The sequence below is a fragment of the Prosthecobacter sp. genome, from assembly GCF_014879935.1.
Classification (GTDB): Bacteria; Verrucomicrobiota; Verrucomicrobiia; order Verrucomicrobiales; family Verrucomicrobiaceae; genus Prosthecobacter.
In genome coordinates this window covers 1-12,040 of record NZ_JACSRD010000137.1, presented here as the reverse complement: position 1 = coordinate 12,040, position 12,040 = coordinate 1, and the positions used below count along the sequence as shown (strand labels likewise).

The following is a 12,040-nucleotide window of genomic DNA, read 5'->3' as shown; positions in this document are numbered from 1 at the left end:
CCTGTGGATGCCGTGTCCGTTGCTTTATCGACTACTCGATCGGGGCTGGCAGGGTTATACGGAGGCGCACGAAGCGTTTGTTGCCAGTGCCCGCGGGAAGAGTGGCTTTGATTTGCTGGAGAGTGCCGTTGTCTGACTGCACTTCCTCGACGACGCCTACGGTGCTCCAGGAAGTGCCAGGCAGGGAATCGCTCCACTCCACAAAGTATTCTGTGCCTGCGGCAAAGGCTGCAACATTCCGGGGATAGACGAACTCCACGTTCCCACCCGTGCGCGTGACTGAGGTGTTTAGCACGCCACGAGTGGCGGGATGCTGACCCGTGGCGAATTCCATCGCGTTGACGATGCCGTCACCATCCGCATCGGCATCGTCAGCAGCGGTGCCAGTGTTTTCAATGGTGCCCAGATACTGAAGGCGCCAGGCGGTGAGTTCATTCAGCACCTCGATTTCAAACCAGGTGTTGGAGCTGAACAGCGCATAGCCAAAACTGTTCGGGGCGGCCCAAGTCTGTCCAGTCAGCGAGGCGCTGGACGTAACGTGGTCAAATTCCGCATGCACGTCGTAGAACTGTTGAATCTCGAGACTTCCAGGGGGAACGGTTCCGGAGATCGTCGCGTCGAGGCCTGGATTGAGCGTGACAACTTCATCAACTATGTCTGTGGCGCTGGAGAATACCTGAAGCGTGAGGAATCCATTGCCGTTCGACGGGTTGCTGGTCAGTGTGAAACCAGAGGCAGCCTGGGCAGGAGAAATGAGAAGACGGCCTTGGTGCCATGTACCTGCGGAGACAGTGATCACGGGTTGGGTGGGATAGCCGTCCGACGCAAAGGTGAGCGACACAGCAGGCGAAGCACCCACAAGGAAGTCATAACTTGTGTTTGGAAAGGCGGCATCGAGAAGTGCCTTGGAGGAAAAGAACTCTTCATAATCCCAACGGCCGTTCACATATCCCAAAACATAAGGACCACCGCCTGAGCGAGTGAACCGGTTGGATGGAGAAGGGAAGCTGGCGCTGAGGGACTGGCCTTCCACGAAGCCCCGGAGACTATATTCATAAAAGGCGGTTGTTCCTGCCGCAGTCTGGTCGTGGTGCCGCGTTTTCGTGAGTCCGAGAACGCTTACAGATTGTGCCGGTGCCAGAGACACCATGATTGATGCCAACAGAACTACATAACAGATGAGCTTCATGAGGTGGTAGGGATTGAATGTTGCTGTGGGAGCGGGCGCGTTCCTACATCTGATCGGTTCACTACTGTGAAGCTTGTGGGCTGTCACGGGCGAAACTTAACAACTAAGCAAATTCTTCGGTGGGTCTAAAATGATGCTGTGGGAGGCGGCATGCCGGGGGCGGATTCACACGTCAACCGCGCGCTCATAGGCAAAAACGTCGCGGGTTGTCAGACTCTCAACCGCATGAATACATCATCCATACAAAGTATGTCCAAAGGCAGCCGGTTGCTGGCGGGCGGAAACGTGCGCCGCCGGCGTGCCGTGGCGCTCATCACCGTGCTGAGCGTGCTGGCACTGAGCATGGTGCTGCTGACCGCGCTGCTGAGCGCGACACGGGTCGAATACAACTCCACGGCCGCCCAGGTCGAAGGCGCGAAAGCGCGTCTGCATGCCGATTCGGCGGTCAACCTGGCGATCAGCCAGATCCAGCGTGTGGCGCACCAGGATGACAAGACCACGGGCCGCGAGATCTGGACCTCCCAGCCGGGCATGGTGCGCCAGTACAAGGAGGATGGCACCCTGCTGCGCGGCGCAAAGCTCTACTCCGACAGCAAGATGGTGGCGACGACCGAGGCCGAGATCGCCGCCGACGTGCCGCCGACGGACTGGGACAAGCGTCCGGCGCAGTATGTGGACATGAACGAGCCGGTCATGCGCCCGAACGTGGACGATCCGGGCGGCAAGCCGCGCATCTTCTTCCCGATCCTTGATCCGCGGGCCTACTCCACCGATGCGGGCCATTCCGTGGAAGGTTTCACCTACACCACGTATGCGAACGGACTCTCCGGCCAGTCGCTGAACGGCGTGGTGGCGCCCACGGGCGGAGATGGCAGCACGCAACGGCTGCCGATGCCGGTGGAGTGGCTTTACATGCTGAAGGACGGCACGCTGGGATACATCGACAACACCGGCAAATTCATCGGCGCCGGCAATGTGGAGGCGACCCGCGCGAATCCGATCATCTCCCGCATCGCCTTCTGGACGGATGATGAAAGCACGAAGATCAACATCAACACCGCCGGTGAAGGCACGCCGTGGGACACGCCGCGCCTGTTTCATGATCGCGATGGCGACTGGGCCCGCTACCAGCCGATGGCGTATGAGTACCAGCGGTATCCCGGGCATCCGGCCACGGTCTGCATGAGCGCGGTGCTGTTTCCCGGCCAGAACATGAATCCGCCGTCGTCGGATGACACAGCCTTCCAGCGTGCGCTGACCTACAAGGAGGCGATTTACGACCTGATGCCGAAGCTGCTGCCCGGCGGGTCGAAGGCAGGCTCCGTGCTGGTTCCTGTGGACCGCAATTTCAGCCCGACGGACTTCAAGGAGGTGCAGAAGGCCCTGGGCGAGCGGCTTTTCCCCAGCGTGGATGAGTTTCTCCTGCGGGCCAACGGCCAGGCGGGCAAGGGACGTGATGAGATCGACCTCGGCATCGGCAAGATGTGGTCCGGGCTGGAGAATCACGAGGTGATCGAGCGTCTGCGCCCCTTCCTCACGCCGCGCAGCCGTGCGCCGGAGACGAATCCCTTCGGACTGCCGAAGATCAGCATGTGGCCGATCCACCGCACGACGACGGAGCAGTTCCGCTCCGTGTATGACCGCACGATCGCCTACAGCGCGCGTCTGGCGGGCAAGGATTACTTCTTCACGCGGCAGGACAGCACCAGCCAGACCGAGCTTTCCGGGATCGCCCGCAACAAGCAGCTCTTTGACTACCTCATGGCGCTCACAGACCAGCCGATTCCCGGTTTCGGTGCGCAGAGCGCCACGTTTGCCCGGAAATACGGCGACAATCGCCAGCAGATCCTCGTGGAGATGTTTGACTACATCCGCAGCACGAATCTCTACGACGACAACATCGCGGAAAAGAACGTGGGGCTTGATCCCTCGATCACAGGCCTGCCCACCTCCCGCACGAACGCCTACACCGCCGGCATGGCGGCAAAGACCTTCACGCCGATGCGCAACTCCACCGGTGGCAGCTTCCCCGGCCACGGACAGGTGACGCCCACGGTGCTGCCGAAGGGCAAGGACGAGGTCTATCGCGGCATGGGCCGCTTCCTGACGATCAGCGAAGTCGGTCTGCACTTCATCGCCTGTGCGCAGGGCACCACTCAAGCAGGCGGCGCATCGGCGCCGAAGATCGATCCCAAAGGCCCGGCGCCGAATGGATACAAGCCGCCGAAGTGGAATGGCGGCCTGTGGGGCAACAGCAGCAACTGGTACTCGAACTTTCCGCCGCTCAGCCCGACCAACCAGGACCCCGCCAAGGGATTCTACAAGAGCCGCTACCCGGCCTCGCACCAGCTCGAAGGGCAGCCGGGCGACAGTCCGAATCATCCGGGCTACAATCCGATGAACTGGAACTGGACGCTGGAAAAGGACACGCCGCTGAACAATGGCGTGAAGCGTGTGCAGGCGACCTTCCTGCTGGAGTGGTTCACACCGTCCACCGGTTGGACCTTGATCAATCCGAACATCGCCATCGAGGTGGATGCCAGCTCGCTGACCATCAGCGGCAAGAAGATGTTCCCCGTCAATGGCGGCAAGACGCTCATCCGTCCCTTCAAGCACATGAGCAGCGCCAACGGCGTGTATCAGCGTGGCGGCACGATCTCCTACCGCGCCTTCCTTCAGGAGCGCAAGCTTCCGGCCGTGGCCAAGGGCGTGAACGGCTACACCGCTGGCAGCATCCTTTACGCGGACACGCGCATTCCGGGGAATGACAGCACGCATTATGACACCTACGCCAGCCGGTCGGATGCGTTGAAAGGGTGCAACCAGTACAATCTCGTCAGCGATTTCATCGATCTGGCGGATGGCGGGCAGATCGCCTTCTCCGGAGGCAATGTCACGGTGAAGATCATGACCAATGACAGCACACCGAAGCTGCTGCAGACCTTCAATTTCCGCTTCCCGCCGTCCCAGTTCCCCGCGCCGTTGCTGGCGCAGAAGAACGAGGACACGACCTGGGGACAAAACGCCGACGGCTCGTGGTGGGTGCGCCAGCCGGTGCCTGCGCCGTACTGGTGGTCCTTCCACTCCGATGGAGCGCTGGGTCGTGACAAGGATGGCCGCATCACCACAACGGCGGCAGATCCTGCCACCCGCATGGGCGGCCGCTTCCGCTACATCGGCAATGAAATTGGCAATTACGGCGACGTGCCTTTCGGCGGCACCTATTACCGCGGGAATCTGGTGGTGCCGGATGACACGCTGCAATCCCTGGTGCTGCGACATGGCGATCCACGTCTCACCATGGGCCAGTACATCGTGCCCAACACCGAGTTCGAGCAGCACCGGCTCTACGGCAAGCAGCGCATGGCTCACAACATCGTCCTGCGGCATTGGAGCGAAGGCCCCGGTCTGGATCGTGGCGAGGACAAAAAAGGCTGGCGTCTGGTGAAGGACGCCGCCTACGCCGCCTCCTTCCTCCCCGACCATCCGTATTCGGCCGCCACAGGAGCCGGATTGCAGAAGTATGGCGACTTTGACCGTGGTGTCTCGAACCAGACCGACGGTGCCTACATCAACAAACCGGATGAGGGCAACACCTACAGCAAGTACAACACCAACACAGGTGAGCAGCTCGTGCCCTACTTCACCGATCCGTGGGTGGCCTGGGTCGGCAGCTCCACCTATTTCTCGCCGAACCGGCAGGTGGCCTCGCCGGGCATGTTTGGATCGCTGCCGACGGGTGTGCATCAATCTGGCAACACGGGTGGCATGAAGCGCGAGCCGTGGCGCACGCTGTTGTTCCGCCCGCAGAGCTGGAGCACCAAGCAGGGACAGCAGTTCCACATCGGCGCACCGAAGGCATTGAAGGGCTTTGGCAACGGCACCGCCGGGCTGCCGATCCAGGGCATCGATCCGCCCGACCATCTCTTCATGGACTTCTTCTGGATGCCCGTGGTGGAGCCCTATGTGATCAGCGAGCCCGGCTCCACCGCAGGCAAGATCAACATGAACTACCAGATGGCGCCATTCCGCCACATCCGACGCGCCACGGGTCTCGCCGCCGTGATGAAGAGCGAGTACCTCACTGCCGTGGCTCATTCCGACGCGCCGGTTTACCTGACCCGCCCGCCCAAACCGCCGACGAACCAGAGCCAGACCTGGTTCTGGAAGGATGACGAGAGCGCATCAGGCAAAAAATACTGGCACCGCCAGATCGACATCGATGCCACGCTCAAGATCTTCGATGAGCGCTTCCGTTCCGGCTTCGCCTTCATCTCTCCGGCACAGATCTGCGAGATGTACCTGCTGCCGAAGCGCATGAGCGGCTCCGACACGCTGGTTCCCAACTCCTGGCCCGACCGCATCAGCGATCTGCTGAAGGCGAACAACGCGAGCAGCATCCTCCGCTTCTGGGAGAACCACGCCGTGACGGCGGACAACCTGAAAGAGCGCCCCTACACGAACATGTATCCGCGTCTCACCACGCGCTCCAACACCTACCAGGTGCACATGCGCGTGCAGGCGATCAAAAAGGCACGCTCGACCGATCCGGCGACGTTTGTGCCCGGCTCCGACTCGGTCACCTCCGAGTATCGCGGCTCCGCCGTCATCGAACGCTACCTCGATCTGAACGATCCGGCCTTCGATACGAAGAAGAACCTCGACTACGCCAGCGGAAACCCGCTTTCCAAGCAGCCGCTGGATGAACTGCACCGCTTCCGCGTCATCGCCCAGAAACGCTTCGACCCCTGAACCCCAACTCGCCCATCGCATGAAAAACACATCGCATTCAAACTGGCGCACGCAGCGGAAAGCCGTCCCTGTGGCGGGATTCTCGCTCGTGGAGGTCACCATCGCCGTCGCCATCGCCGCCATGGGGTTCATCACCCTGCTGGGCCTGCTGCCGCAGGGCATCACCATGGCCCGGAACTCGGCGGAGATGTCCGTGGGCTCGAAGATCATCCAGAAACTCAGCGGGGAGATGCAATCCATGTCCTGGGACCGGGTGACCTGGCAAGGCTACAGCCCGCTGCGTTACTTCACCTCGGAAGGCATGGAGATCTCCGCCTCCGGTGCCACGGGAGAGGAGGATCTCGCCTCCTCGCTGACTTACGTGGCCTCGATCTACATCCCGGACAAGCCGCTGGATGTCGTTCTTCCTGCCGGCAGCTCCAGCAGCTCGTCCGCAGCTTCGGAGAACTACCTGCGGCGCGTGAAAATCTGCGTCGCCACCTCCGCCGATCCCGCCTTCGATTTCTCCTCCGCCTCACCCCTTCGCGTGACTTCCGCCTACGCGCTCGTGGCCCAGATGGGCCAGTGAGCCCCTGCTCGAACCTCAACCTCCATCGAACTTATGAAACGTCAGGTCTTCCCCAAGCCCCACGCCTTCACGCTGGTGGAGGTGTCCCTGTCCATGGTCATCCTCTCGGTCATCCTGCTGGTCTCCGTGCAGGTGCTCAACCAGACGCAACGCACGTGGAAACGCGGCGTGGCACGCGTGGAGCAGTTTCGCGAGGCCCGCATGGCGTTTGAGAGCATCACGCAGGATCTGCGGCAGGCCATTCTGAACACCTACCACGCCTATCAATACAACACGGGTGACACTCCCACGGTGCCGGCGTCCAAAACCCAGGCGCCGACCAGGTACATCCGGCAGTCCGAGCTGCAGTTCATCACCGGACCGGCCACGACGCTGCTCGGCAGCGGCCAGTCCTCGAATCTCGTGACGCACTCCATGTTTTTCCAGGCCCGCCTCGGCCTGAGTGACCGCGAGGGCTATGACGGCCTCAGCCGTCTCCTTTGCGGCCGCGGCTTCTTCATCCTGCACAGCAGTGATGAGGCCTTCCGCCCGCAGCATGTCACCGACATGCGCAGCCGCTTCCGCCTCTGGGAATACCGGCCGCCGGCGGAGCAGAACGCGATCTACATCTCAAAGCCGGGCGAGTGGTTTCAAACGGCGGCCACCGGCGTCATCAGCGACGCGGACAGCATCGACAAGCCGTCCCACAGCCGCCCCATCGCGGAAAACATCATCGCGCTCATCATCTCTCCCGAAGTCACGGCGGATGACGCTGCTTTGAAGAGTACGCAGCCATGGTCGATCGCCCCCAGGTATGCCTATGACTCGACGGAGCTGGCCAACGAGACCACCGACAATCCGCAGGGCACCCAGCACATGCTGCCGCCGCGCGTGCTCGTCACGCTCGTCGCCATCGATGAGAGCTCCGCGCGGAATCTGGCCGACCGCAATCCTGAAGGCATGCCCCAGCTCGTGCCGGAGGGTGCCTTCACCCAGCGGCAGGATTACGCCGCCGACATGGCGTCGCTCGAGGCCGCGCTGAAGGCCCAGCAGCTCAACTACCGCGTCTTTTCCTCCACCATCACACTGCGCAACTCGAAATGGGGTCTTCTCCGATGAAAACAACACCTGCTCACTCACAGTCCGCACAACACAGCTTTACGCGAGGCTTCACTCTGATTGAAATCCTCGTCGTGGTCGTCCTCGTGGGGCTCATCTTCACCTTCGCCACGCCTTACACGCTCTCCGCCATCCAGGCTGCCAGCCTGACATCCGCCGGGGACACGCTCATGCAGAAGCTCTCCCACGCCCAGCAGATGGCCGTCACGGAAAACCGCCCCATCGGAGTGGACTTCTACTTCTATGACAAGGACGGCGTCAAAGGCTGCCACGCCGTGCAGATGATCACCTACGACATGACGACGAACCAGTCAAAGCCGCTGGGCAATCCGAACTACTGGAGCGAAGGGCGCGTCATCCTGGTGGAAGGGGCGTTGACGCCGCTGTTCGCCGGCACCTTCAACGCCACCGACGCCGGCACGGTGACGACGCCGCCATTCGCGGACAAGGAGGCCACCTTCAAACGCATCCTGTTCTATCCGAACGGCACCACCAGCCTCCGTGTGCCGCTGCGCAACGCGTACATGACCCTGGTCTCCTCGAACAACTACCGCGAGGAACTCGAGGAAGCGCCGCGGAACTACTACACGGTGCAGATCGACCCCGTGACCGGCCGCACACGCAGCTATCGCCCGTGAATCATCACGCGTTCGCCCGCAGCCAGTCAAAGCTGCGCTCCGCCTCGCCTTTCTGGTAGGCGATCTCGGCGTCTTTCTTGCCGGGACCGTCCGGAGCTTTGAAGCTGGGTATCTTTTTGCCACGCTTCGCCATCGCCATCCAGGCCTTAAACATGTCGCTGTCGCGATGTTTGGGGAAAATCTTCCAGATCTCGTCCTTCTGCACCTCGAACGGACGCGCGAAGCCCGAGATGGTCTCGACCTGGAGCGGCACGCCCGGAGCCAGCTCGGCAAAACGTTTGGCGTAGGCTTTGAAGTCCACCTGGCCTTCGCCCACCGCCGTCCACTGCACGGACACAGCGCCGTTCTCGTCCTCCCACAGCATGCTGTCACGCACGCTGCTGCACACGGTGACGGGTCCCAGCACTTCGAGGTGCTTCATCGGCTCCTCCAGCGCCCAGACGGCGTTGCCGGGGTCGATGTTCGCGCCCACGTAGCCTTTCCCGGCCGCTTCGATCAGTCCCTTCAGCTCATGCGACTGCATGTCGCCCGCATGGTTCTCGATGGCGATCTTGATGCCCTCCGCCTCGGCACGGGATTGGTTGGCCTTGATCGACTTGATCGTGTTTTCGATGTGTTTGTCGATGCCGCCGTCAGTCGAGCGGTCTTTTTGATTCCCGAGGTAACAACGCGCCACGGGCGAACCGAGCGCCTTTGCGATCTTGATCGTCAGAGCGAGGTGATCCGCTCCCGTGCCGTTCGCAGGCTTCCAGGTGTTCGAGCTTTCGCACACGCTGCCGGTGCCGACATAGACTTTGATGCCGAGCCGGTCCGCCTGATCCTTGAGGCTCTTCAAATAAGCATCTTCAAAGCTTTCCAACACGATCAGCTCCGAGAGAAACACCGTGTCGAGCTTCAACGACGCCGCATAGTCGATGTACTGCGCCGCCTTCCAGCCCGTGCCCCGCACGGCAAAGTGATCCAGCCCGATGGCGAGCTTTCCGCCCTGGATGGCGGCTTGGGAGAAAGACGGAAGAGCGGCGGCAGCGACGGATCGCGCGAGGAAGGAGCGGCGGTTCATGCGCCGCATGCTAGCGGAAGCCGCTGCGGTGTCGATGGGGAATGCTGCCTGCGAAGCTGGATGCATGAGCCTGGCTGGCCTGTGGTTTTTTGCTTGTGGTCGAACTGCCAGATGCCTAAAACAAGGCGTGAATTCTGCTGGCTGTTGTCTGCATGACTGACCGAAACTCTGCACTTCTTGATGCCATCCACCTGCTCCATGAGCACGGTACGGGTCCTTTCCACAACAGGCTGTTCGCAGCGGCCCGGATGCTTTTTTCAGACACTTTGCACTCCCTCGAGCTTTGGCGGAAGGAAGACGGCGGGTATCAAGCCGCGATCGACATTGATTACGGCACCAAGGAGAAGGAGATCATGCAGCAGGTAGGCGTGTTGGTCCCGGTGCAGCACCCTTGCTACCAATACATCGCCGGAGGCGGTTCTGATCCCGTGCGGCTGGCTGACTTTGTGAGTCAGCGCCAGTTCAAAAGCACAGATCTGTATCAGGTCGCCTTTCGTCCTCTTGATGTCATCCACCAGATGTCGATTCCCCTGATCACAGAGACGCATCTTGGTGGGTTGACGCTGAACCGCCAGGGACGGCGGCCATTTGCGGAGGAGGATGTGAGGCTGGCGGCGCAGTTTGCGCGGTTTGTCGTGCAGGCTCATCACACGGAGGAAGTGCTGGCCCGGGCCCTTGAGCAGCGTTCGGTGGTGGAGGCACAGGACCATCTGCCGCTGCGCCGGGCGGGACTCAGCCGTCGCGAGGCGGAGGTGCTGCACTGGATGGCCCAAGGCAAGCGGGACAAGGAAATCGCCATCATCCTTGGCATCAGCCACCGGACAGTCACGCACCACGTCAGCGCCATCTTGGCCAAGCTAGGCGTTGAAAACCGCACCGCCGCTGTCGCCACGTTGACCCACCAATAAAAATGGATGGCGTGCCTGTCGGCAGCAAGCTCACTGCGGCTGCTGAATAGGTAATCCTACCGATAGGCGGAAAGCGAAGAGCAAGACATCTTGTCGTGGTTTCTCTGGAGTTCCGGTTTCCGGAGCTTTGCTTTTCACGGTCGCCGAGCTGCGGGCGCAGACTGGGACTTCGGGGAACCGCTCATGCTTCGTCGTGGTGAGTCATGAATCGTCTTCCTGGCCCGGACTGTATTCTTTTTCATTCAAACCCATTCTGAAACCTCCATGCGCTCATCCTATGTGATCCGCCGCCTTGTCCTTGCTGGCATGCTGGTCGTGCTCGTCACACCCGCCGCCGCCCAGTCCTATCAGTGGTCGGTCTTTGCCGGGCAGGCGGGCAGTCCGGGCAGCACGAACGCCACCGGGACCACCGCGCGGTTTGAGAACCCGCACGGCCTCTCCTTTGATGCCGCCGGGAACCTGTATGTGGCCGAGTGGGGGGCGAACACCATCCGCAAGATCACCCCGGCGGGCGTGGTCAGCACCTTTGCCGGGCTGGCGGGCGCGCAGGGCAGCGCTGATGGCTCCGGCAGCGCCGCACGGTTCAAGCGGCCCCATGACACGGCGGTGGACGCCGCCGGAAACGTCTATGTGGCGGACGCGGAAAACCACACCATCCGCAAGATCACGCCCGCAGGCGTGGTCAGCACCTTTGCCGGGCTGGCGGGCAGCGCGGGCAGCACCAACGGCACCGGAACCGCCGCCCGCTTCAACTACCCCACCAGCGTGGCGACGGACTCCTCCGGGAACGTCTATGTGGGAGATTTCTCCAACCACCTCGTCCGCAAAATCACGCCTGCGGGCGTCGTGACCACCCTGGCCGGGCTGGCGGGCAGTGCGGGTGTCGTCAACGGCACCGGCAGCGCCGCCCGCTTCAACTCGCCCACCGGCATCGCCGTGGATGCCGCCGGGAACCTGTTCCTGGCGGATTACAGCGGCCACACCATCCGCAAGGTCACGCCCGCCGGGGTGGTGACGACTGTGGCGGGGCTGGCGGGCAGCAGCGGCAGTGCGGATGGCGCCGGCAGCAGCGCGCGCTTTTACTCCCCGTCGGAGATCGCCCTGGATGCCGCCGGGAACCTGCATGTGGCGGACATTTACAACCAGACGATCCGCCGCGTGACACCCGCCGGAGTCGTCACCACGACAGGCGGCCTGCCCGGCGTCAGCGGCAGCGCCGTCGGCATCGGCCTGAAGGCCCGATTTGCCCTGCCCAGCGGCATCGCCACCGGGCCTGACGGCCACCTCTACGTGGCCGAGCACAGCAACCACCGCATCAGCCGGGGCATGGACCGCGCGCCGTTGTTTGTGGACAAGGGCGTTGAGGTTTGGGGCTATAGCTACTTGTATTATCCGTGGCCACCGGACGGACTCAACGACGTGACTGCCGTCGCAGCAGGATCGCAGCATTTTGTGGCGCTGAAGGTTGATGGCAATGTTGTGGGCTGGGGAGACAATAGTGAGGGCCAGACCAGCGTGCCCGCCGGACTCAGTGGCGTGACGGCCATTGCTGCGGGTGGGTATCACACTCTAGCGCTTAAGGGCGATGGCACCTTGGTCGCTTGGGGTAACAATCTTAATGGTCAGGCCACGGTGCCAGCCGGACTCAGCGGCGTGGTAGCCGTAGCTGTAGGAGGTAGCCACAGCGTCGCTCTGAAGGCGGATGGTACGGTTGTATCGTGGGGAGCCAACGGGTGGGGACAGACGACGGTACCCACTGGCCTTAGGCAGTGTTTTAAAACCTCTTGAGCGGCTGCATCCAATCGATGACAGCGGCGAAAGCGAGCA

General features: G+C 62.0%; 8 protein-coding genes. 6 read left to right on the top strand and 2 right to left on the bottom strand.

The features are described from left to right. Positions 1-31: 31 nt before the first annotated feature. On the bottom strand, positions 32-1,276 hold the full coding sequence (locus IAE77_RS11635; protein ID WP_294226470.1) for a hypothetical protein: 1,245 nt from the start codon (positions 1,274-1,276) through the stop codon (positions 32-34). Between the two features lie 138 nt (positions 1,277-1,414). Between IAE77_RS11635 and vccA the strand changes: the two genes are divergently transcribed. From vccA to vccD, 4 genes are read left to right on the top strand one after another with little or no spacing between them, the layout of a single operon-like run. Further along, the gene (vccA, locus tag IAE77_RS11630) at positions 1,415-5,941 is read left to right on the top strand and encodes a Verru_Chthon cassette protein A (protein ID WP_294226467.1); all 4,527 of its coding nucleotides are present in this window, start codon (positions 1,415-1,417) and stop codon (positions 5,939-5,941) included. 19 nt (positions 5,942-5,960) lie between these two features. Next, on the top strand, positions 5,961-6,509 hold the full coding sequence (vccB, locus tag IAE77_RS11625) for a Verru_Chthon cassette protein B (RefSeq protein WP_294226464.1): 549 nt from the start codon (positions 5,961-5,963) through the stop codon (positions 6,507-6,509). Positions 6,510-6,542: 33 nt separating this feature from the next. Then, a complete protein-coding gene (gene vccC, locus IAE77_RS11620) occupies positions 6,543-7,607 on the top strand; it encodes a Verru_Chthon cassette protein C (protein ID WP_294226462.1) in 1,065 nt (354 codons plus the stop codon). Beyond that, on the top strand, positions 7,589-8,245 hold the full coding sequence (gene vccD / locus IAE77_RS11615) for a Verru_Chthon cassette protein D (RefSeq protein WP_345780979.1): 657 nt from the start codon (positions 7,589-7,591) through the stop codon (positions 8,243-8,245). The genes vccC and vccD overlap by 19 nt, the downstream gene beginning before the upstream one ends. Before the next feature lie 4 nt (positions 8,246-8,249). Here the strand turns inward: vccD and IAE77_RS11610 are convergent, their stop codons facing one another. Then, positions 8,250-9,305: a sugar phosphate isomerase/epimerase gene (locus IAE77_RS11610; RefSeq protein WP_294226456.1), complete on the bottom strand. Its 1,056-nt coding sequence runs from the start codon at positions 9,303-9,305 to the stop codon at positions 8,250-8,252. A 266-nt stretch (positions 9,306-9,571) separates the two neighbouring features. Between IAE77_RS11610 and IAE77_RS11605 the strand changes: the two genes are divergently transcribed. Together IAE77_RS11605 and IAE77_RS11600 are read left to right on the top strand one after the other, a co-directional pair. Then, positions 9,572-10,213, top strand: a complete 642-nt coding sequence (locus IAE77_RS11605; RefSeq protein ID WP_294226453.1) for a helix-turn-helix transcriptional regulator — start codon at positions 9,572-9,574, stop codon at positions 10,211-10,213. Between the two features lie 264 nt (positions 10,214-10,477). Then, complete coding sequence (locus IAE77_RS11600; protein ID WP_294226451.1) at positions 10,478-12,001, top strand: hypothetical protein; 1,524 nt, start codon at positions 10,478-10,480, stop codon at positions 11,999-12,001. Positions 12,002-12,040: the final 39 nt, after the last annotated feature.

What these genes read in the sequence shown, in the direction of transcription:
- vccA (WP_294226467.1), top strand. Translation starts at nt 1,415, where the DNA reads ATGAATACATCATCCATACAAAGTATGTCCAAAGGCAGCCGGTTGCTG.
- vccB (WP_294226464.1), top strand. Translation starts at nt 5,961, where the DNA reads ATGAAAAACACATCGCATTCAAACTGGCGCACGCAGCGGAAAGCCGTC.
- vccC (WP_294226462.1), top strand. Translation starts at nt 6,543, where the DNA reads ATGAAACGTCAGGTCTTCCCCAAGCCCCACGCCTTCACGCTGGTGGAG.
- vccD (WP_345780979.1), top strand. Translation starts at nt 7,589, where the DNA reads ATGGGGTCTTCTCCGATGAAAACAACACCTGCTCACTCACAGTCCGCA.
- IAE77_RS11610 (WP_294226456.1), bottom strand. Translation starts at nt 9,305, where the DNA reads ATGAACCGCCGCTCCTTCCTCGCGCGATCCGTCGCTGCCGCCGCTCTT.
- IAE77_RS11600 (WP_294226451.1), top strand. Translation starts at nt 10,478, where the DNA reads ATGCGCTCATCCTATGTGATCCGCCGCCTTGTCCTTGCTGGCATGCTG.